This window comes from Tenacibaculum larymnensis (genome assembly GCF_028829235.1).
GTDB classification, from domain to species: domain Bacteria; phylum Bacteroidota; class Bacteroidia; order Flavobacteriales; family Flavobacteriaceae; genus Polaribacter; species Polaribacter larymnensis.
Genome location: NZ_JAIWJY010000010.1, coordinates 84,798 through 105,367, shown reverse-complemented (window position 1 = coordinate 105,367; position 20,570 = coordinate 84,798). Strand labels below are relative to the sequence as shown.

Annotated in this window: 22 protein-coding genes; 7 read left to right on the top strand and 15 right to left on the bottom strand. The window is 31.8% G+C overall.

Annotation, left to right across the window (positions count from 1 at the left end; genetic code table 11):
• Window positions 1-74: 74 nt before the first annotated feature.
• The 5 genes from LCI24_RS13950 to LCI24_RS13930 form a co-directional block, all read right to left on the bottom strand.
• Entirely contained in the window at window positions 75-1,967 is a 1,893-nt protein-coding gene (locus LCI24_RS13950) for a M61 family metallopeptidase (protein WP_274640922.1), read from the bottom strand.
• Between the two features lie 75 nt (window positions 1,968-2,042).
• Window positions 2,043-2,609 carry a DUF4097 family beta strand repeat-containing protein gene (locus LCI24_RS13945; RefSeq protein WP_274640921.1) on the bottom strand — a complete coding sequence of 189 codons (567 nt, stop codon included), beginning with the start codon at window positions 2,607-2,609 and terminating at the stop codon, window positions 2,043-2,045.
• A gap of 128 nt (window positions 2,610-2,737) precedes the next feature.
• On the bottom strand, window positions 2,738-3,115 hold the full coding sequence (locus tag LCI24_RS13940) for a TraR/DksA family transcriptional regulator (RefSeq protein ID WP_115900129.1): 378 nt from the start codon (window positions 3,113-3,115) through the stop codon (window positions 2,738-2,740).
• A 4-nt stretch (window positions 3,116-3,119) separates the two neighbouring features.
• Window positions 3,120-6,527 carry an isoleucine--tRNA ligase gene (gene ileS / locus LCI24_RS13935; protein ID WP_274640920.1) on the bottom strand — a complete coding sequence of 1,136 codons (3,408 nt, stop codon included), beginning with the start codon at window positions 6,525-6,527 and terminating at the stop codon, window positions 3,120-3,122.
• Window positions 6,528-6,652: 125 nt separating this feature from the next.
• Window positions 6,653-7,414, bottom strand: coding sequence for a TerB family tellurite resistance protein (locus tag LCI24_RS13930; RefSeq protein WP_274640919.1), 762 nt, complete (start codon window positions 7,412-7,414; stop codon window positions 6,653-6,655).
• A gap of 116 nt (window positions 7,415-7,530) precedes the next feature.
• On the opposite strand from LCI24_RS13930, the gene LCI24_RS13925 reads away from it, so the two are divergent.
• A complete protein-coding gene (locus tag LCI24_RS13925) occupies window positions 7,531-7,941 on the top strand; it encodes a BrxA/BrxB family bacilliredoxin (protein ID WP_099214649.1) in 411 nt (136 codons plus the stop codon).
• Between the two features lie 163 nt (window positions 7,942-8,104).
• On the opposite strand, the gene LCI24_RS13920 is transcribed toward LCI24_RS13925, so the two are convergent.
• Genes LCI24_RS13920 through LCI24_RS13905 form a run of 4 tightly spaced genes read right to left on the bottom strand, consistent with a single transcriptional unit; the run spans window position 8,105 to window position 10,644 of the window.
• The gene (locus LCI24_RS13920; protein WP_099214650.1) at window positions 8,105-8,563 is read right to left on the bottom strand and encodes a LexA family protein; all 459 of its coding nucleotides are present in this window, start codon (window positions 8,561-8,563) and stop codon (window positions 8,105-8,107) included.
• 25 nt (window positions 8,564-8,588) lie between these two features.
• Window positions 8,589-9,845 (bottom strand): Y-family DNA polymerase, encoded by a 1,257-nt coding sequence (locus tag LCI24_RS13915; protein ID WP_274640918.1) that lies wholly within the window; start codon window positions 9,843-9,845, stop codon window positions 8,589-8,591.
• 28 nt (window positions 9,846-9,873) lie between these two features.
• On the bottom strand, window positions 9,874-10,080 hold the full coding sequence (locus tag LCI24_RS13910) for a helix-turn-helix domain-containing protein (protein WP_047789930.1): 207 nt from the start codon (window positions 10,078-10,080) through the stop codon (window positions 9,874-9,876).
• Between the two features lie 3 nt (window positions 10,081-10,083).
• Window positions 10,084-10,644: a DUF2975 domain-containing protein gene (locus LCI24_RS13905; protein WP_274640917.1), complete on the bottom strand. Its 561-nt coding sequence runs from the start codon at window positions 10,642-10,644 to the stop codon at window positions 10,084-10,086.
• A 105-nt stretch (window positions 10,645-10,749) separates the two neighbouring features.
• Between LCI24_RS13905 and LCI24_RS13900 the strand changes: the two genes are divergently transcribed.
• The 6 genes from LCI24_RS13900 (at window position 10,750) to LCI24_RS13875 (ending at window position 15,481) form a co-directional block, all read left to right on the top strand.
• Window positions 10,750-11,211, top strand: a complete 462-nt coding sequence (locus LCI24_RS13900) for an Lrp/AsnC ligand binding domain-containing protein (protein WP_047789927.1) — start codon at window positions 10,750-10,752, stop codon at window positions 11,209-11,211.
• 9 nt (window positions 11,212-11,220) lie between these two features.
• A complete protein-coding gene (locus LCI24_RS13895) occupies window positions 11,221-11,802 on the top strand; it encodes a HupE/UreJ family protein (protein ID WP_099214652.1) in 582 nt (193 codons plus the stop codon).
• Window positions 11,803-11,867: 65 nt separating this feature from the next.
• A complete protein-coding gene (locus LCI24_RS13890; RefSeq protein WP_047789925.1) occupies window positions 11,868-12,299 on the top strand; it encodes a deoxycytidylate deaminase in 432 nt (143 codons plus the stop codon).
• Window positions 12,286-13,857, top strand: a complete 1,572-nt coding sequence (locus tag LCI24_RS13885; RefSeq protein WP_121148607.1) for a S41 family peptidase — start codon at window positions 12,286-12,288, stop codon at window positions 13,855-13,857. The genes LCI24_RS13890 and LCI24_RS13885 overlap by 14 nt, the downstream gene beginning before the upstream one ends.
• A 207-nt stretch (window positions 13,858-14,064) precedes the next feature.
• Entirely contained in the window at window positions 14,065-14,655 is a 591-nt protein-coding gene (locus LCI24_RS13880) for a TetR/AcrR family transcriptional regulator (RefSeq protein ID WP_274640916.1), read from the top strand.
• Between the two features lie 70 nt (window positions 14,656-14,725).
• Window positions 14,726-15,481, top strand: a complete 756-nt coding sequence (locus LCI24_RS13875) for an HD domain-containing protein (RefSeq protein ID WP_274640915.1) — start codon at window positions 14,726-14,728, stop codon at window positions 15,479-15,481.
• On the opposite strand, the gene LCI24_RS13870 is transcribed toward LCI24_RS13875, so the two are convergent.
• From LCI24_RS13870 to LCI24_RS13845, 6 genes are read right to left on the bottom strand one after another with little or no spacing between them, the layout of a single operon-like run.
• The gene (locus LCI24_RS13870) at window positions 15,471-16,037 is read right to left on the bottom strand and encodes an MOSC domain-containing protein (RefSeq protein WP_274640914.1); all 567 of its coding nucleotides are present in this window, start codon (window positions 16,035-16,037) and stop codon (window positions 15,471-15,473) included. The genes LCI24_RS13875 and LCI24_RS13870 overlap by 11 nt on opposite strands.
• A gap of 10 nt (window positions 16,038-16,047) precedes the next feature.
• A complete protein-coding gene (locus LCI24_RS13865; RefSeq protein ID WP_274640913.1) occupies window positions 16,048-17,544 on the bottom strand; it encodes a GH3 auxin-responsive promoter family protein in 1,497 nt (498 codons plus the stop codon).
• A gap of 15 nt (window positions 17,545-17,559) precedes the next feature.
• Window positions 17,560-18,423, bottom strand: a complete 864-nt coding sequence (locus LCI24_RS13860; RefSeq protein WP_274640912.1) for a M23 family metallopeptidase — start codon at window positions 18,421-18,423, stop codon at window positions 17,560-17,562.
• A 48-nt stretch (window positions 18,424-18,471) separates the two neighbouring features.
• Window positions 18,472-19,056, bottom strand: coding sequence for a nicotinate (nicotinamide) nucleotide adenylyltransferase (nadD, locus tag LCI24_RS13855; protein ID WP_274640911.1), 585 nt, complete (start codon window positions 19,054-19,056; stop codon window positions 18,472-18,474).
• A 24-nt stretch (window positions 19,057-19,080) separates the two neighbouring features.
• A complete protein-coding gene (gmk, locus tag LCI24_RS13850; protein WP_274640910.1) occupies window positions 19,081-19,683 on the bottom strand; it encodes a guanylate kinase in 603 nt (200 codons plus the stop codon).
• A 2-nt stretch (window positions 19,684-19,685) separates the two neighbouring features.
• Window positions 19,686-20,552 (bottom strand): YicC/YloC family endoribonuclease, encoded by an 867-nt coding sequence (locus tag LCI24_RS13845; protein ID WP_274640909.1) that lies wholly within the window; start codon window positions 20,550-20,552, stop codon window positions 19,686-19,688.
• Window positions 20,553-20,570: the final 18 nt, after the last annotated feature.

Genomic DNA, 20,570 nt, shown 5'->3' with positions numbered 1-20,570 from the left:
CTGATTTATAGAAAGAAAAAGACCAATAGTCTTTGAGACATATTGGTCTTAAACTTATTCATTAAAAAAGGAAATTACCCTTTTAACCAAGCTTTTCTTAATTCTTTTTGCTTTTGTGTTGCATTAGGATCATCTTTTAAACTAGTTCCTTTGGTGTATGATTGAGTTAAAGTTGTTTTAATAATTACCTCTTTACCATCTCTTTCTAGTTTTACCTCAACTTCGTTTCCTGGTTGCCACATAAACATTTTCGTAAAAATCTGGTTTGCACTTTCCTTTGTTACTGCTACTCCATCAACCTCTTTAATTGCATCGTTAGGTTGTGCTCCATTTTCAGCCCAAAAGCTATTATCTTTTACTGCTTCTGAAAATCTGATTGTTTTTGTCGCTTGGTCTGCTCTAACAATCATAGCTCCATCATTTTGGATATAATTTGTTTTTACCTTTGATTCATTCAACACTAATCCTGCCTTTGCAAAAAACTCATTATAATTAATTGGTGTGCCTTCTACTACGTGTGTGTTCAAAAACGCTCCTATTGAAGGGTATGTCATTTCTGTAATTTCTTCAATTAATTTATCATCCTCGAATGGTTTATTTTTTCCATATTTTAATGATAATTCTTTCATTAATGACAACACGCCTCTATTTCCATTACTTTCTTCACGCATTAAAATATCAATACACATACCGATTAAAGCTCCCTTTTGGTAAACATTATAATACTGAGAAGCATAAGGCTCATCTAATACATTTTCACTCATTTTAGTAAAACTCATAGAATCATTCATAGAAGATGCTGTTTTAATTTTACCCATAATTTTACTGTAAAATTCATCTTCTGTTACTAAACCTTGATTTACTTGAAATAATGTAGCAAAGTATTCTGTAATTCCTTCATACATCCATAAATGTTTAGAGAATGTTGGTTGATTGTAATCGAAATAATGTACGTCTTCTGAATGCACACTTAACGGAGTTACGATATGGAAAAACTCATGAGATACTACATCTATCATACTTTTTGCTAATGCTTCATCTGGCATTGCTTCTGGTAATACTACTACGGTTGATGTATGATGTTCTAAAGCTCCAAATCCTTTAGGTGCTTTTTCAGTTCCATCAGATAGATATAAATAAATATCGTAACGAGCAGTACTGTTAACACTTCCTAAGTATGCTTTTTGTGCTTGCATCATTTTCTCCATAACTTTTTTAAGCTTTTCTGCTGAGTGCTTTTTGTTTGGAGAGTATACACTTAATACAATTTTAATATCACCTACTTTAAACTCTTCTACATCTAGTTCTCCGTAAAACATCGGGTTGTCTGTAATATCAAAATAACGTGGAGCAAAATAGCTTGAAGTTAAAGTTGAACCATCTTCGCTTGTTTTTGTTCCTACTTCTTGTAATGCTGAAGTTCTTTTAAAATTAGTAGGCGAAACAACATCTAACTTATATTGATTATTTTTTAAAGAATCAAAATACCCTACAAACCCGTGAAGATTTAATACATAATTAGTAGATTCTATATTGGTTCCTGCTGGTGAAAATGGGGTATCTCCTCCAATTCCTCCTGAAACTTCCATATCAAAAGTATCGTTTACCAAATAGGTTACTTTATCTAATTTTTGAGCATTGGTAATTTCCCATGTATTGGTATCAACTTTTGTAGTTTCTAATTCGTTTCCTTCATAATCTAAAGCCTTGAAACTATCTATATATTTACCAAAATCACTTACAGAATAAGTTCCTTGAACTACTCTTGGTAACCTATATGTTACTTTTTCAACTGTAAATCTACCTGGATTGACTGTTACAGGTACTTTATCATTGTCAACCTTTGTTAAACCTAAGGTTGTTACTATCGGGGTTTGAACTGCTAAATCGTTTGTTGTTTTTTTTGTGGAATTACAGCTTATTAATAATAATGCTGCAATGGCTGCAGTTAGTATGCTTTTGTTCATTTCTTAGTTTTTAATTAACCATTAGACAAAGTAACTTATGTTTTGTTACGTGTAATTATTATAAAATTTTGTTAATTACTCTAATTCTATGTTTATGTTGGCATGAATTGAGTTTATGGTAAGTTTTTTAGAAGTTGATGGAGTTTCTTGAGAGAACGGAGATTCTTTTTTCTCTCCATTTATAAGAATTGTTCCGTTATTGGTTTTTAAGTTTAACGTACTTTTTGAAGTTGTTTTCGCAAATACATTTCCTTGAAAAAGACGCACATTTACGTTCCTTTCAATAGTATTCAGTTTTATATTCCCTCTTTCAATATAAACATCTAAATCACCAGCGTAACTTTTTGAATTAATTCCAATAGTTTTTCCATAAATACTTATATGTTTGTTTTTAGGAACTTTTATAATAGCCCTAGCTCTTTCTAGTCTTCTTGTTATATATTTTCTAAAAACTTCATTTTTTAGTGTTGGAATATTTAACTCAAATGCTATTGTAATGACTTCTCCTTCTTTTTTGAACAGTATATTATGTGTATGTGGGTTTTCATCAAGTAAAATTACTTCTAGCTCGTTACTCTTTGAATTTTCTATTACAATATCGTCTAACCCGTAAGTAACTACTTCGAGTTCGTTTACTAACATTTTTCTCTTCTGTATTATTTTTTCTTGACAGTAAAGAAGTTGAACACTTATTAGAGTATATAATAATAGATATTTTTTCATACAAAAAAAGCCTCTAAAAGAGGCTCTATTTATTTTAACTTTAAAAGTTATTGTTTTCGTTTTGCTTCGATACTTAAAGTAGCGTGTGGCACTAGCTTTAAGCGTTCTTTTTGAATTAGTTTACCTGTAACTCTACAAATACCATACGTTTTATTTTCAATACGAACTAAGGCATTTTTTAAATCACGAATAAACTTTTCTTGACGAATAGCTAGCTGCATATTTGCTTCTTTAGCCATTGTATCTGAACCTTCTTCAAAAGATTTAAATGTTGGCGATGTATCATCGGTTCCATTATCTGAACCATTTTTATACGATGCTTGTAACAGTTTTAAGTCTTCTTCAGCTTTTTCAATTTTCTTTTGAATGATTTCCTTAAACTCTAGTAAATCACTATCTGAATATCTTATTTTAACATCATCCATAATGCTATATTTTTTCAATTAACATTCTACTTTTAATGGCATCAAACTCAATTTCTGTACCATTTTTTAAATCATCAACAAAAACTAATTCATTTGTTAATGTTTCTGCTTTAATGTAGTTTTCATTTGCCAATACCGATTCTCTTAAATCATCAGCTTGTAAAATGGTTAATTTTATTTTATCGGTTACTTCTAAACCTGTGTCTTTTCGTGCGTTTTGAATTCTATTAACTAATTCTCTTGCCACACCTTCTTTGCGTAATTCGTCGTTTATTGTAACATCTAAAGCAACTGTTAACCCTTCTGCATTGGCTACTAACCACCCTTCGATATCTTTCGATGAAATCTCCACATCAGCGGTTCCTAAAGTAATCAATTTATCGTTAATTTCCACAGAAATTTCACCTTCTTTTTCTATTTTGATGATATCATCTTGTGTAAACCCTTGTATCTTATTAGCTATCAACTTCATATCTTTACCAAACTTAGGCCCTAAAGCTTTAAAATTTGGTTTGATTTGTTTTACTAAAATCCCTGAAGCATCGTCTAATAACTCTATCTCCTTAACGTTAACTTCTGATTTTATTAAGTCTGCTACTGCTAAAATTTCTTCCTTCTGCGTTGCATCCAATACAGGAATCATAATTTTTTGTAACGGTTGACGTACTTTAATTTTTTCTTTAGCTCTTAAAGATAATACTAACGAAGATATTGTTTGTGCATTTTCCATTTTACGCTCTAACGACTTATCTACTAAATCAGCATTATATTTAGGAAACTCTGCTATATGTACGCTTTCAAAACTTTCTTTTCCTGTAGCTTTTATTAAATCTTTATACAAACGATCCATAAAGAAAGGTGCTACTGGAGAACCTAATTTAGCTACCGTTAACATACAAGTGTATAACGTTTGATATGCTGAAATTTTATCTTGTGCATATTCTCCTTTCCAGAAACGTCTTCTACATAAACGTACATACCAGTTACTTAAATGATCTTGTACAAAATCAGAAATAGCTCTAGTAGCTTTCGTAGGTTCGTATTCTGCATAGAATTTATCTACCTTTTGAACTAACGTGTTTAATTCAGATAAAATCCAACGGTCTATCTCCGGTCTTTCATTAATAGCTATTTCAGCTTCACTATAGGTGAAGTTATCAATGTTTGCATATAAAGAGAAGAATGAATAGGTATTATATAAAGTTCCGAAGAACTTACGTTTTACTTCTTCTATTCCTGCTAAATCAAATTTTAAGTTATCCCAAGGATTTGCATTTGATATCATATACCAACGTGTAGCATCTGGACCATATTCAGATAATGTAGTAAATGGGTCTACTGCATTTCCTAAACGCTTTGACATTTTTTGCCCGTTCTTATCTAACACTAATCCGTTAGACACTACATTTTTATAAGCTACAGAATCGAACACCATTGTTCCGATAGCATGTAATGTATAGAACCATCCACGAGTTTGGTCTACTCCCTCTGCAATAAAGTTAGCTGGATAACTTTCTTTATTATCAATTAATTCTTTGTTTTCAAATGGATAATGCCATTGTGCATATGGCATAGAACCAGAATCAAACCAAACATCAATTAAATCGCTTTCACGCTTCATTGGTTTTCCTGAAGCAGAAACTAAGATAATTTTATCTACTACATTTTTGTGTAAATCGATTTTATCATAGTTATCTTCTGACATATTTCCTATTTCAAAATCAGCAAAAATGTCTTCACACATTACGCCTGCATCAACTGACTTTTGAATCTCTTCTTTTAATTCAGCTACAGAACCGATACAGATTTGCTCTGTTCCGTCTTCAGTACGCCAAATTGGTAATGGAATTCCCCAAAAACGAGAACGTGATAAGTTCCAATCATTCGCATTTTTTAACCAGTTACCAAAACGTCCTTCTCCTGTTGATTTTGGTTTCCAGTTAATAGTTTCATTTAAATCGAACATTTTATCCTTAACGTCAGTTACCTTGATAAACCAAGAATCTAACGGATAGTATAAAATTGGTTTATCCGTACGCCAACAGTTAGGATAACTGTGTACATATTTTTCAACCTTAAAGGCTTTGTTTTCTGTTTTTAGTTGAATTGCTAATTCTACATCTACCGATTTTTCTGGAGCCTCACCATCTGTATAGTATTCATTCTTTACATATTTACCTGCATATTCTCCCATTTCTGGTCGAAATTTCCCTTGTAAATCTACTAATGGAACTGGGTTTTCATTTTCATCTAACACTAACATTGGCGGCACTTCTGGAGTTGCTTGTTTTGCAACTAAAGCATCATCAGCACCAAATGTTGGGGCTGTATGTACGATACCTGTACCATCTTCGGTAGTTACAAAATCTCCTGAAATTACTCTAAAAGCATTTTCTGGGTTTTGATATGGTAAAGCAAATGGTAATAATTGCTCGTATTTAATACCTACTAAGTCCTTTCCTATAAATTCTTTTACAACTGCATATGGAATTTGCTTATCTCCTTCTGCATAATTTGCTAATTCCGCTACATCTTCTACTTGATTAAACTTCTTCCCAGCAAATTGTTTTGACACTAAGTTTTTAGCCAACACCACTTGAATTGGCTCAAATGTATATTGGTTGAATGTTTTAACTAAAACGTATTCTATTTTTGGTCCAACCGTTAATGCTGTATTCGATGGAAGTGTCCATGGTGTAGTTGTCCAAGCTAAAAAGTGTACATCTCCATCAACTTGTAAAAAGTCTGGTAATGTTTCTTTTATCGTTTTAAACTGAGCTACTACTGTAGTATCTGTAACATCTTGATACGTTCCTGGTTGATTTAATTCATGCGAACTTAATCCAGTTCCTGCTTTTGGTGAATATGGCTGAATTGTATACCCTTTGTATAACAAATCCTTATTGTAGATTTGTTTTAACAACCACCAAACCGATTCCATATATTTTGGTTTATAGGTTATATATGGATCTTCCATATCTACCCAATATCCCATTTTTTGAGTTAAGTCGTTCCAAATATCGGTATAACGCATTACAGCTTTTTTACATGCTTCGTTATATTCTTCAACCGTAATTTTGGTTCCAATATCTTCTTTGGTGATTCCTAATTCTTTTTCAACTCCCAATTCTACAGGCAAACCATGTGTATCCCAACCTGCTTTACGCTTAACTTGGTATCCTTTTTGGGTTTTATAACGACAAAAAATATCTTTAATGGCACGTGCCATTACGTGGTGAATTCCTGGTAAACCGTTTGCTGAAGGTGGTCCTTCAAAAAACACAAATGGTTCGTTTCCTTCACGTGTAGTAATACTTTTTTCAAAGATGTTGTTTTCCTCCCAATAGTTTAATATTTCTTCTGCTACTTTTGGTAAATCCAATCCTTTGTATTCAGTAAACTTCTTACTCATTTTGTCGGTTTATTAATTGAATGTGCGAAATTACGTATTTTCTTGTAATTGTTGAATTTGAGACATAAAAAAACACCTCAAATTTGAGGTGTTTTTCACATAATTCTTAATTTTATCTGAACATTTTAACTAATCCCACGTTCTTTTTTAATTTGTTCGTAAGCTGCTTGAATTTTTTGAAATTTCTCGTTAGCCCCTTTTTTATGCTCTTCTCCTAAGTTTTGTAACTTATCTGGGTGATGTTTTTTAGCCATTCTTCTGTAGGCTTTTTTCACTTCATCGTTAGTCGATTCTTTCGTTATCTCTAGCATTTTATAAGCTCCATCAGACTCATCATAAAACATTGCTTTTATTGATGAGTAATCATATTCATTGATATATAAATAGCTTGCTATTTTTCTAATTTCTTCTTCCTCTACACTAGTTACTTGCCCATCTGCTTTTGCTATTCCAAACAAAAAATGTAACAATTGTAATCGCGTAGCATGAGACATATACTGACGTATTTGTAAGCAAACTTGGCGTGTAGATATTTGTTTTTTTATTATTCCATTAAATAGCTTGAATGCGTGATTTGCTCGTTCTTTACCATACATTTTCACAAAGTAAGCACGAACATAATCTAACTCTCTCTTATCTATTTTTCCATCAGATTTTATAACTACTGATGCTAATATTAGCAAGCTTATTTCGAAATCACCTGATGTAGCTCTTCCTCTTCTTGGTTGACCTCCAGTCTTTTTTTGAAATTCTTGCTGTTCTTGTACAAAATCTTCTACAGAAATTCCATCAATAAAACTTCCTACAGCAAACCCAATTATTGCTCCTATTGGCCCTCCTAATGTAAAGCCAGCTCCAGCTCCAAGCCATTTTGCAAATTTTCCCATTGTTTGTTTTTTAGAGGCTACAAAGATAAAACATTACCAATCTATCTCCATACTTATTTCGAGTTGATTGTTGGCACGAAAAGAAGTATCTTTGCCTTAAATTTTAATTCAAAAATATGTATCCAGAAGAATTAGTAAAACCAATGCGCGATCAATTAATCGATGCCGGTTTTGAAGCTTTATATACTGCTGAAGATGTTGACAATGCTTTAGCCAAAGAAGGAACTACGTTAGTAATGGTAAACTCTGTTTGTGGGTGTGCTGCAGGTACTGCAAGACCTGGTGCTATCGCTTCTTTAGGAGCAGATAAAACTCCTACGAACTTAACTACAGTTTTTGCAGGTGTAGAAAAAGAATCTACAGCGAAGGCGAGAGAATATATGATTCCTTTCCCTCCATCATCTCCTGCAATTGCTTTATTTAAAGATGGTAATTTAGTACACATGTTAGAGCGTCATCATATTGAAGGGCGTTCTGCACAAGCTATTGCTCAGAATTTAGCCGCTGCTTACGAAGAGTTTTGTTAATCTTTTTTAAGACACAAGATTTTTAGAATAAATAAAAAAATCCAGCTATTTGCTGGATTTTTTTATTTTGAGATTCTTCACACAAAATTCAGATTGACTCTTTGATCTTTCTAAAAAAAGTCTTGATTCTTCTATCTAACAGCAAAGCGGTCTTGGTTATCCGCTACACCTTCTTAATCACATTAGTTACAACTCCCCAAATAATAAAGTTGTTTTCTTCAGTGATTTTTATAATTGGATAATCTGGATTTTCAGGTTGTAGCCAAACTTCACTACCTTCAACTCGCAGACGTTTTACAGTAAACTCACCATCTAAAAAACATACTGCAATTTTATTATTGGTTGGAGGAATACTTCTATCGATTACCAATAAATCATTGTCATCTAACCCTGCACCAATCATCGACTGTCCACTTACTCGTGCAAAAAAAGTAGCTTCTTTATTTCTAATAAGTTCTTCATCTAACGAAATACGCGTTTCCCTGAAATCATCAGCAGGAGAAGGAAACCCTGCAGAAATACCTGTATCCATTAAAATAGCTCCTTCACTTTCATTTAACTCTTTTGGCAAGAAAAAAGTCAATGCTTCTGATGCTTTTACTGGCTTTAATTTTCGTAACATCTTATTGTTTGTTATTTAACTAAACTTATTTTACCTTAATAATATCGTTAATATTTGTAGTGTATTTGGGCGATAATCGTTCTTGACGCATCTTCCAAGTACGTTGTAAATCTTGATTGGCTAATTTAATCTTATCTGCTTTATAAGTCTGATTAATTTTATCAATCGCACTCATTAAAGAGGCATGCTTCGGATTTTCTCTTGCAAACATATCTATCTGATAATTATCTGAAGGAACCAATCCTGTTACAATTACTCCTGCTCTTTTATACTTTATTCCTTCTTTAAATATAGTTGTTACCGCTTGTACTGCACTTTTACTTATCGTTAATGTGGAGTTTGTTGGATATGGAAACACAACTGTTTTACTCACTCGATGTTGTTCAGTATCTTTTTTATGATAATCACTTCGTAGCAAAACAATCACCATATGACAACTAGAGTTTTGTTTGCGTAATTTTTCTGCACAACTCACCGCAAAGGTTGAAATTCTTTCTTTAATATTATCTATATCAGAAAATGTATATTCAAAACTTCGGGTTGTTGCTATTGCTTTCTTATTAGTAGGTTCATCTAATTCTATTTTAGACTCTCCTTCTAAATCTTTTTTTAACTTCCAGCCTGTTATAGAAAGATTTTTCAATACCCAATTATCATCTAACTGGGTAAAATCGTATGCCTTTTTACATCCTTTGGCGAGCAACCTCTTCTGTATACCTCTTCCAATTCCCCAAACACTTTCTATAGGAGTCCACTGTAATGCTTTGATTCTTTTTTCTTCGGAATTTATTACATATACTCCTCCTGTTTCTTTTGGAAATTTACGAGCTATTTTATTGGCTACTTTACTTAACGCTTTTGTTGGTGCAATTCCTACACAGGTTGGAATCCCCGTCCACTTCAATAGTCTTTCTCTAATTTCTTTCCCGTAGGAATTAAAATCATACTCATCAAAACCTTTGAATTGTAAAAAAGCTTCATCAATAGAGTATACTTCTACATCTGGAGAAAATTGTTCTAAAATCTTCATCACCCTAGCACTCATATCACCATATAGTGGATAGTTTGAGGACAGTACCGAGATATTGTTGTTTTTACAGAACTGATCCCACTTAAAAATTGGTGCCCCAAATGGAAGCTGTAACTTTTTTGCTTCATCACTCATTGAAATAACACAACCATCATTATTGCTTAAAATGGCTACTGGTTTTCCTTGCAAATTCGGATTAAAAACCCGTTCGCAAGAAGCATAAAAGTTATTACAATCTACCAACGCATACATAACTGTAAAGGTACAGAATCTTCTGTTTTTACTCCTCTACAAATTCTAAAATATCTGCTGGTTGACAATCTAATGCTTTACAAATAGCTTCTAACGTAGAAAAACGAATAGCTTTGGCTTTTCCTGATTTTAGAATAGATAAATTTGCCGTAGTAATTCCCACAATTTCTGCCAGCTCTTTGCTTTTCATCTTCCGTTTAGCAAGCATTACATCTAAGTTTACAATAATTGGCATACCTTATATTGTTAAGTCGTTTTCTTGTTTCAATACATTTCCTTTACCTACAATGAAAGAAATAAATTGTATAAATAAAGCCATTGCAAATATTGGTAGCATTTTACTTATTGATGTACCTACAGTATATCCTAATACATATCCGCCATTGTAAGCTGGGTCTGAACTTGTACTTAAAGACGAATTTCCATCAATTGCTAAACCTAATATTATTTTAAAACCTAAAACTACAACCCCATAAATAATTAGCCCTTTTCCTACCCTCCTTAATCGCTTACTATTTTCAGTTGTAAAAACATCATCTTTTGAAAAATTAAAAATTACTTGTCTAAAATCAACCGTTAAAAGAACCATATAAACAATCAGAATTAAGGAAATAATTGATAAAAAGTGATACACACCATCTGGCCAATTATCTGGTATTTGCATATTAAAAACTAAAGATCTTTCTCCTCCATTAAACAAGTAATAGAAAATTTTATGTAGCCTTTTTATAAAATCGACAAACACACTAACTACTAATAGTGTACAAAAAACCTTTAAAATACTTAATACTGATTTCATATTCAATTTTTGATTAATTAATGAGGAGGCAAATATAATAAAATTATCGAAAAACAATAATTTATTGTTTTTTATTGATAATCAAACTTTCCTTATTTTTGTTTCATGGTTAGAAAATTAAAAATTGACGGAATTGATAAAATCATTATCAAACGTCTTGTTAAAGACGCACGTACTCCTATTTTAAGCATTGCTCGAGAAGTGGGTATATCTGGTGCTGCCATTCATCAACGATTACGAAAGTTAGACGAATCGGATTTAATTGATGGTTACAAAATGATATTAAACCCAAAAGCATTAGGGTACACTACTACCGCTTTTGTTGGTGTTTTTTTAGATTCTTCTAGCCTATACTCTTCAGCAATTAAACGTTTAAAAGAAATTCCTGAGATTGTAGAAAGTCACTACACTACTGGTAACTATGCTATTTTCATTAAAATACTATGTAAAAACAATGAAGACTTAATGCATTTGTTAAATAAGGATATTCAAACCATAAAAGGGGTTTCGAGAACCGAAACTTTTATATCTTTAGACCAACAAATAGATCGACAAATAAAAATTTAAAAACCCCGAATGAACGATTTTATCTTCTACTTTAAAACAGGCTTGTTTCATGTACTAGATTTTAAAGCCTATGACCATATTTTATTCTTAATTGTATTAGCTGTTGTATATCAATTTAAGCAGTGGACAAAAGTTTTATGGTTAATCACTTTATTTACTATTGGACACTCGATAACCTTAGCACTTTCAGCTTATGGAATATTAAATGTCCGAGCAGATTTAATTGAATTTTTAATTCCATTAACCATTTTTATTACTGGATTAATGAATGTATTAACTGCTAAAAAGGCATCAGTAGGAAAAGAAAATCAGAATTTATTTTTTGCTTTATTTTTCGGATTAATTCACGGACTTGGTTTTTCCAACTATTTTAAAATTATGATTGGAAAAACTTCTGATAAATTTTTACCTTTATTAGAATTTGCATTAGGTGTAGAAGTAGCACAAATTATTATTGTATTAGGAATTTTATTAATTGGTGCTTTAGTACAATCAATCTTTAGTGTAAACCGTCGCGATTGGATTTTAATCATGTCTTCTATCGTTATCGGGTTTGCCTTACAAATGATGTTTGACCGAGTTTTTTGGTAAAAAATTAACGCCTAACTAACTCAAATCTAACTACCTTAGCTTATCTAAGAAAAACCACACTGAAAATTTTGAAGAAAAAACAATTAAAATACGACATTGCCTATTTAAAAATGGCAAATGAATGGGGACAACTTTCTCACTGTATTCGTAAAAAAGTAGGTGCCTTAATTGTTAAAGATCGAATGATTATTTCTGATGGTTATAATGGTACTCCTTCTGGTTTTGAAAATTATTGTGAAGATGAAGAAGGATACACCAAATGGTATGTATTACATGCCGAAGCCAATGCTATTTTAAAAGTAGCTTCTTCAACACAATCGTGTAAAGGTGCTACTTTATATATTACACTTTCTCCTTGCCAACAATGTAGTAAATTAATACATCAAGCAGGAATAAAACGTGTAGTATACGCCCAAGCATACAAAGATCGATCAGGATTGGATTTTTTAGAAAAAGCAGGTGTTGAACTGACGTATTTACCTTATGAACAAGAATAATTTACCTATATATTTATCTATTGCTGTAATTTTCGGTATTCTTATCGGAACTTTTTTTAGCAATGGAAACTCAAGTAACCTTATTGGAAAAAGCTCATCAAGCGAACGTAAAATAAAACGCTTGATAGACTATATTCAAAGTGATTATGTTGATGATGTAAATACTGATGAATTACTAGATGGAGCGATTGCCGAAATGTTAGGCAAATTAGACCCACATTCAGTATATATTCCAAAGGAAAACTTACAATTGGTTACCGAAAACATGCAAGGTAATTTTGTTGGTATTGGTGTTCAATTTAGAATGATTGGTGATACCATAACAGTTATTGAACCTATTAAAGGCGGACCAAGTATTGAGGCTGGTATTAAAGCAGGTGACAGAATTTTGCTTGCAGATAAGGATACGCTGCACGGAAAAAAATTACAAACTTCCCAAATAATGAAAGCTTTAAAAGGGAAGCCAAACACCAAAGTAAACTTACAGGTTTACAGAAAAACCAACGATAGTATTTTTGACATTACCATTAATCGTGGTAAGGTAAATATTAAAAGTGTTGATGTTGCATATATGCTAAACGATAGTATTGGTTATATAAAGTTAGATCGTTTTGCCCGTAACACCTATATTGAGTTTAAGTCTTCTCTAAATAAATTACTAACTAAAGGAATGACAGATTTAGTTCTAGATCTTCGTGGAAATGGTGGTGGTTTTATAGATATTGCTAATGATATTGTTGATGAGTTTTTGGAAGATGAAAAGCTGATTGTATTTACAAAAAATAATAAAGGTGATATTGTAGAGTCTTTCGCTACTGATAAAGGAGATTTTGAAAATGGAGGTTTGTATGTATTGATAGATGAAAACTCTGCTTCTGCTTCTGAAATTGTAGCTGGTGCTTTACAAGATAATGACAAAGGTATTATTATTGGCCGTCGTTCTTTTGGAAAAGGATTGGTGCAACAAGAAATGGATTTAGGTGATGGTTCTGCCGTGCGATTAACTACTGCTAGGTATTATACTCCAACAGGGCGATCTATTCAAAAACCTTATAAAAAAGACGCAGATTCAGAAGAATACAGTCACGATTTTGAACATCGATTAGAAAATGGTGAGTTATTTACCAAGGATAGTATTAAAACTGTTGATAGCTTAAAATACACAACTCCTAAAGGAAAAGTGGTATATGGTGGTGGTGGAATTATTCCTGATTATTTTGTAGCAGTCGACACCTCAGCATATATTCCTACAATATTCTTCCGTCCTTTAAATGATTTTGCCTTCTCTTATGTGGACGATAATCGTAAAAAATTGGCTTCACTAACAGTTGAAGATTTTATTAGCAATTTTGATAAAGACAATAAAGTTTCTAACAAATTCTTAGCAGAACTTAAAGACTTCAGACTTTCTGAAAGAACAAAAAACCAGCTTCGTAGTAACTTAAAAGTATTAATAGCTCGTGAACTTTTTAGCGATGAAGGCTTATATAAAGTAGATCAGCAAGATGATAAAATGTTACAAAAAGTGTTTGAGTTAGAACAAAAACAAAATGAATAAAAATATACTTAAACTCATCGGGGGTATTACTTCAATAATATTGACTTATGAATTCTTTAGTTTTATTATAGAGAACTTCATCCATGGATGGAATACCCCTAGCTAAAATCTCTTTTTAACCTAAATTTTAGTTTTAGCATTACTTTGTTATATACATAATAGTAAATTTGTACTACATGTAAATTAATAAAGAGTACGCTATAACGAATGAAAAAATCTGCGAACACAAGAGCAACTATTTTACAACAAGCTTTTGAACTTATTTATAAAAAGGGATATCAATCTACCAGTATAGATGAAATAATAGCTACTACTAAAGTTACTAAAGGTGCTTTTTATTATCATTTTAAGAACAAAAAGCAAATGGGAATTGCTGTTATTAAAGAGATAATACAACCAAAAACTATTGACTTATCTATTAGTTCTCTCTCTTCTCCCGATAGTTTATGTGATTCTTTATACACAATGATTGAAGAATTACTTTTACACAACTCTTTTTTAAAGATAGAGCATGGTTGTCCTCTAGCCAACTTAACTCAAGAAATGTCTCCATTAGACAACGACTTCAAACAGGCTCTTAACGAAGTAAAATCGCTATGGACAGATGCTATTTCTAGTTCTATAATCAAAGAACAACAAAATAACACCTTAAACCCAAGTATTAACGCTGAAGAAGTTGCTGATTTTATTATAGCTAGCTATTGGGGAGCTAGAGCTTTAGGAAAATTAAGCAATAAGACAGATACTTATACCCATCATTTAAAGCAATTAAAACTTTACTTAACTGGTTTAAAATAATATTAGATTTAAAAAACATACCGGTTAGTATGTTTTGTTTTATATTTGCTTTGATCGAAAAAAATAAGCAATGCAAATACATAATAACCATAGTCCTTCTGTACTCAACAGAAAAGAAGTTCAACAATTTAAAAAACTCTTAATTACTTCTAAATTAAAAGAAACTTATGCTAAGTTTTTATATAAAACTGGCATTAAGTCTAAACTAGATTTTGACATTAACACTATTGAAATTCCAGACTCTAAACTATCTAAACTGGCTTTAGAAGAGGCAAATGAGTTATGTAACCCGATACTTTTATATCATTCTTATAGAACCTTTTTTTGGTCGGCTGGAATTGCTCTTTCAGAAAAATTACACTATGATAAAGAATTACTTTTTGTATCATCAATGCTGCATGATATTGGTTTGACTGATTCTCACAACCATGTATGTAGTCAACAATGTTTTGCTAATTATGGCGGTTCTTATGCTGATGATTTTGTAAAGAAAAATGACACTGAAAATAAAGCTACTATTATTAAAACGGCTATTGATATGCACTTATATCCTTCAGTAGACAAAAAGAAGTTTGGTAATGAAGCTTATTTACTATCAAAAGGGGCAGCTATGGATGTGATTGGTTCACACTGTTTCCAAGTTCCCACTCCTTTTATTAAAGAAGTTCATAAAACTTATCATAGAAATGGTTTCAAAAAAGATATAATAGAAACTATGGAAACACTGAATCATAAAGAAAATACCAGAGCTGATATTTTGTACAAAATGGGGTTTGCCTCTATGGCTTCAAAAAATATTTTAGATTCTAAAAAGTTTAGTTTTTAGGTTTAAACTTCGCTTCCCTCTTACTCTTATACACTTCTTCAATGGTTAGGTTTTGAGGGCAGCTTTTAACCTGTTCAAACTCATCTCCAGCTTTTACAAAACCTGTTTGAAGTATTTTAAAATAGACTCCTGGTAAATTTTGTTGCCAAAACTGTTTTACAATCTTCATGTCGTTGAAACGTACACCAAGTTTCATGCATGGTTGACGCGGCTTCGTAACTTCAATAATAACTTCTCCCACTTTAAAAGTATCTCCAACGTGCAATTGACTTTCCTCTAAATCCGAAACAGTCAAGTTTTCACCAAACATTCCAAGTTCCCAATCTAAATTTGGGTATAACTCTTTCCAATATGCATAATGTTTCTCTGAATAAGCATACACTGCTTGGTCTATTCCTCCATGATACTTTCTATCACAAATAGCATCATCTTTTACTTTTTCTACATCTAAAAAAATAGGAGTTTCAACAGGGAATTTAAAAATACCTGTTGTCACAATTTTTCCTTTCCAATCAATTTCTTTTCTTTCTCCAATGTTAGTAGCTACAATTTTCATTTTATTTTTTTTATTCAATTAAGAAATCCTCTAATACATCCGCTATTTTTCTATTGTCTGATAGCTGTGGGATTTTATTCTGACCTCCAAACTTTCCTATGGATTTCATATACTCGTGAAAACCTCCCTTTTTCACTTTTCTAATGATAAGAGGACGTAAAATTTTACCTTCAATTAAATCAAAGTAATATACATTTTGCTCTTGCATAGAAGCATCAATTTTAGATGCTAACTCATCCAAATTCTCTGGTTCATTTTCAAACTCAATAAACCACTCATGATATGGTAATCCACTTTCAGGGTTTACTTGAGGAGCAACTGTAAACTCACTCACATTAACCTCTGTTCCTTTTATAGCGTCGTTTAATGCTTTTTCAACCTCTTTACCTATTACATGCTCCCCAAAAGCAGAAATAAAGTGTTTTATACGTCCTGTTACTTTTATTCTGTAAGGCTTTAACGAAGTAAATTCAACAGTATCACCAATATTATAGCCCCATAAACCAGCAGAAGTGTTTAAGATAATAACATAGTTTACTCCTAACTGAACGTCTTTTAACGATATTCTTGTTGGGTTTTCATCAAAAAATTCATTTGCTGGAATAAATTCATAAAACATTCCTGAATTTAATTGTAGCAACATACCTTTTTCAGTTTGCGAATCTTGATATGCAATAAATCCTTCGGAAGCAGGGTATAACTCTACATAGTCTATTTTTTTTCCTATCAATGCTTCAAACTTATTCTTGTATGGTTCAAAGTTTACTCCACCATACACAAAGAAATTAAAGTTTGGGAAGAGTTCGGAAACATTCTTACCTGTTTTCTCCTTCAAGCGTTCAAAATACATTTGTACCCACGACGGAATTCCGCTAATCACCGTCATATTCTCTGGTAACGTTTCTTCAACTACTTTATCTACTTTGGTATCCCAATCTTCAATACAATTGGTTTCCCAACTCGGTAAACGGTTTTTTAAGAGGTAATTTGGAACATAATGTGCTGCTATTCCACTTAAACGTCCTAATTTTACTCCGTTTTTATCTTTCAAAACTGGACTTCCTTGTAAAAAAATCATCTTCCCATCAACAAAACTAGCGTCGTTTGTTTCTGTTATATAAAACAACAAAGCATTTCGAGCTGCTTTAATGTGTGTTGGCATTGATTCTTTACTTATAGGAATGTATTTTGCTCCTGAAGTTGTTCCTGAAGTTTTAGCAAAATATAAAGGCTTTCCCTTCCACAAAACATTTTCTTCTCCTGCTACAACTCTATCTACATAATGACGTAAACCTTCATAATCGTTGATTGGAACTCTTTTTTTAAAATCTTCGTAATTATTGATTGATATAAAATCGTGATCTTTCCCAAATGCTGTTTTACACCCTTCAGTAACCAAATATTCAAAAACTTTTTCTTGAGTTTTGTGTGGGTTGTTTGCCCATTTATATACTTGTTTACGAACAATTTTCGCAAATGGAATTGCTAGTATTGATTTTATGCTCATTCTCTTTTTTCTTTTTTACTGAAAATCTATATAGTTTGTTGGATTTACTGGAAACCCGTTATTCCACAACTCAAAATGTAAATGAGGGCCTGTGGTTAGTTCTCCTGTAGAACCTACGCTTGCGATTGCTTCTCCCGATTTTACAACATCTCCTTGTTGTTTTAATAAGCTTCCATTATGCTTATAAACTGAAATAAACTCGTTAGAATGTTGTATGGTTATTACATATCCTGTTTCAGCTGTCCATTCTGCTAAAATAACCGTACCATCTGCTACTGCTTTTACTGGTGTACCTGTTTTTGCTACAATATCAATAGCATAATGTTTATCATTAACATCAAATGGTTGCGAAATGCTTCCTGTTAATGGGGAAAAGAATACATTTTTAACTCTATTTGCTCCTCCATTATACAAAGGAAATAAGTCTTTACTCTCAACTTTTTCTCTAAACAAAGAATCCTCCTTTGATGCTTGTAATTTACTTTCATCAAAAGCTATCGTTTTCATTTCTTTTGTTATAGAATCTATTTTTTCCGGCTCTATTTCTCCTGTTAAAACAGGTTTTAAAGCTTTAGTATAACCTTCAAGAACTGATAACCTAGTTTTTAGCGAATCTGTCTCATATGTTAATCGAGTGGCTTTCTTTTTTAAAGCTGTTGAAGAATATCCTGGTATATATTCTCGTATACCTGTAAATGCAATTAACAAAGTAGTAAGTACAATAAGAAGTATAGAAAACACTCCTCCAAACACAAAAACGTTTAATCGTGATAATTTTAAAGAAAACCGTTCTTGAAACGTATCTTCATTTATAATTACTAAGCGATATTTATCCGTAAGTTTTTGTTTAAGCTTTCGCTTTTTTATTTTTTTTGCCACGTTTTATACTTGTTTGGATTTCAAATATACAACGAAAAAACGGCGAAACTATTTTTTATAAAAATTCATCTCATCTATATACTTCCACACCTTATCAGACAGCAAAGGTTTGCAGTTTTTCTCTTCATTTATAGCATTGCGAATCATGGTTGAAGATATTTGTACAATGGGAGCTTCTACTCTATGAATTTTTTTGTGATCTTTAAATTGATTTTCTACCACGCCGTTTGAAACTCTGGGGTAAACATAAATATCATAATCTTCTAAAATAACTTCATAGTTCTTCCATTTATGTAAACTTTTCAGATTGTCTTCTCCCATAATTAAGCTGAACTTATAATTAGGAAATTTCTCTGAAATATGAACTAACGTATTTATCGTATAGTTTGGTTGCGGTAGCTTAAACTCAATATCGGATGGTTGAATTTTCTCATATTCCTCTGTTGCTAAATACACCATTTCTAAACGATGATGATTATCTAACAAAGAACTTTTCTTTTTAAAAGGGTTATGAGGCGTCACTACCATCCAGATTTCATCTAAATCTGAATTTTCAACTAGGTGATTGGCTATAATTAAGTGTCCAATATGAATTGGATTAAAAGTTCCGAAGTATAATCCGATGTTTTTCATATTAATAGATACTAGACTTATTCTTTATCTGTTTTTCACTTCCTTTTCTATTCCTAAAAAATCATCTACTAAATCTTCTGCTTCTTGTAAAGCTACAGGTAAATCGTAGTTTTTGATGATTTTATCAAATTGTGGTGCTGTTGCTAATTCTACTGATGCTTTAGCAATACGCATGTTAATTTTATCTTCGCTTTCAGTACTTCTTTTCTTTAAACGGATTTTCAATTCATCAACACTAGGTGGTTTTACAAAAACGGCTAAGGTTTCTTCAGGAAATTTCTTCTTAATACGTAAACCTCCAACTACATCAATATCAAAAATTACATGTTTTCCTTGTGACCAAATTCGTTCAACTTCAGTTTTTAACGTTCCATAAAAGTTATCACGATATACTTCTTCCCACTCTAAAAACTCATCGTTTTTTATTTTTTGCTTGAACTCTTTTGCTGATATAAAATAATAATCTTTTCCATCTACTTCTTCTCCTCTTGGTGCTCTAGATGTAGCAGATATAGAAAACTCTAAATTAAAACGTTCTTGTGCTAACAAATGGCGTACAATAGTGGTTTTACCTGAACCTGATGGTGCTGAAAACACAAATAATTTCCCTTTAAACTCTTTCGACATTCTTATAAAACGTTTAAAATTTGCTCTTTTATTTTTTCTAACTCGTCTTTCATTTGGATGACTAATTTTTGCATTGGTGCAAAATTAGCTTTTGATCCTGTTGTATTGATTTCTCTTCCAATTTCCTGCACAATAAATCCTAACTTTTTCCCATTAGAATCTTGAGTAGCTAATTGTTGTAAGAAATATTCTAAGTGATTAGCTAAACGAACTTTTTCTTCGTTAATATCTAACTTTTCTAAATAGTAGATTAATTCTTGTTCAAAACGATTTTCATCAACCTCAACTTTTAAATCAGTCAACGCTTTTTGTAAACGCTCCTTAACATGCTCAATTCTATCACCGTCTAACTTTTTAACCTCTTCTAAAGCTGTTTGAATATTTAATATTCTTGTTTTAAAGTCTTCTTCTAACGATTTTGCTTCGTCAGTTCTATATTGAATAATTTCTTTTAAAGCTTCATCAATATGGGCTTCAATTTGCCTCCATTCTTCTTCATCTAACTCTTCACGTTCAGTTTTTAATGCGTCTGGCATTCTAACAGCCATTTTCATCAACTCAACATCATCAGAAGTTCCTACTTGAGTTACATTTCTTAATTGTTGCATGTACTCTCGTACCACACCTGTATTTACAGTAGTTGAAGTTTCATCTGCAGTCATTTCTACATAAATAGAAAAATCTACTTTACCTCGTACTAAATTGCTTGCTAGTTTTTTTCGAACACTTAGCTCCTTTTCTCTGTAATATGAAGGAATTCTTGTATTTAAATCTAAATTTTTACTGTTTAAAGATTTAATTTCGATTGTTACTTTTTTAGAGGGTAAATGTAGTACGGATTTACCGTAACCCGTCATTGACTGTATCATAACTTCGGTTTAATAATC

What these genes read in the sequence shown, in the direction of transcription:
- gmk (WP_274640910.1), bottom strand. Translation starts at nt 19,683, where the DNA reads ATGTCGAAAGAGTTTAAAGGGAAATTATTTGTGTTTTCAGCACCATCA.
- LCI24_RS13910 (WP_047789930.1), bottom strand. Translation starts at nt 10,080, where the DNA reads ATGCCAATTATTGTAAACTTAGATGTAATGCTTGCTAAACGGAAGATG.
- ileS (WP_274640920.1), bottom strand. Translation starts at nt 6,527, where the DNA reads ATGAGTAAGAAGTTTACTGAATACAAAGGATTGGATTTACCAAAAGTA.
- LCI24_RS13925 (WP_099214649.1), top strand. Translation starts at nt 7,531, where the DNA reads ATGTATCCAGAAGAATTAGTAAAACCAATGCGCGATCAATTAATCGAT.
- LCI24_RS13870 (WP_274640914.1), bottom strand. Translation starts at nt 16,037, where the DNA reads ATGAAAATTGTAGCTACTAACATTGGAGAAAGAAAAGAAATTGATTGG.
- LCI24_RS13865 (WP_274640913.1), bottom strand. Translation starts at nt 17,544, where the DNA reads ATGAGCATAAAATCAATACTAGCAATTCCATTTGCGAAAATTGTTCGT.
- LCI24_RS13945 (WP_274640921.1), bottom strand. Translation starts at nt 2,609, where the DNA reads ATGTTAGTAAACGAACTCGAAGTAGTTACTTACGGGTTAGACGATATT.
- LCI24_RS13940 (WP_115900129.1), bottom strand. Translation starts at nt 3,115, where the DNA reads ATGGATGATGTTAAAATAAGATATTCAGATAGTGATTTACTAGAGTTT.
- LCI24_RS13950 (WP_274640922.1), bottom strand. Translation starts at nt 1,967, where the DNA reads ATGAACAAAAGCATACTAACTGCAGCCATTGCAGCATTATTATTAATA.
- LCI24_RS13845 (WP_274640909.1), bottom strand. Translation starts at nt 20,552, where the DNA reads ATGATACAGTCAATGACGGGTTACGGTAAATCCGTACTACATTTACCC.
- LCI24_RS13920 (WP_099214650.1), bottom strand. Translation starts at nt 8,563, where the DNA reads ATGTTACGAAAATTAAAGCCAGTAAAAGCATCAGAAGCATTGACTTTT.
- LCI24_RS13915 (WP_274640918.1), bottom strand. Translation starts at nt 9,845, where the DNA reads ATGTATGCGTTGGTAGATTGTAATAACTTTTATGCTTCTTGCGAACGG.
- nadD (WP_274640911.1), bottom strand. Translation starts at nt 19,056, where the DNA reads ATGAAAAACATCGGATTATACTTCGGAACTTTTAATCCAATTCATATT.
- LCI24_RS13905 (WP_274640917.1), bottom strand. Translation starts at nt 10,644, where the DNA reads ATGAAATCAGTATTAAGTATTTTAAAGGTTTTTTGTACACTATTAGTA.
- LCI24_RS13885 (WP_121148607.1), top strand. Translation starts at nt 12,286, where the DNA reads ATGAACAAGAATAATTTACCTATATATTTATCTATTGCTGTAATTTTC.
- LCI24_RS13880 (WP_274640916.1), top strand. Translation starts at nt 14,065, where the DNA reads ATGAAAAAATCTGCGAACACAAGAGCAACTATTTTACAACAAGCTTTT.
- LCI24_RS13930 (WP_274640919.1), bottom strand. Translation starts at nt 7,414, where the DNA reads ATGGGAAAATTTGCAAAATGGCTTGGAGCTGGAGCTGGCTTTACATTA.
- LCI24_RS13895 (WP_099214652.1), top strand. Translation starts at nt 11,221, where the DNA reads ATGAACGATTTTATCTTCTACTTTAAAACAGGCTTGTTTCATGTACTA.
- LCI24_RS13875 (WP_274640915.1), top strand. Translation starts at nt 14,726, where the DNA reads ATGCAAATACATAATAACCATAGTCCTTCTGTACTCAACAGAAAAGAA.
- LCI24_RS13900 (WP_047789927.1), top strand. Translation starts at nt 10,750, where the DNA reads ATGGTTAGAAAATTAAAAATTGACGGAATTGATAAAATCATTATCAAA.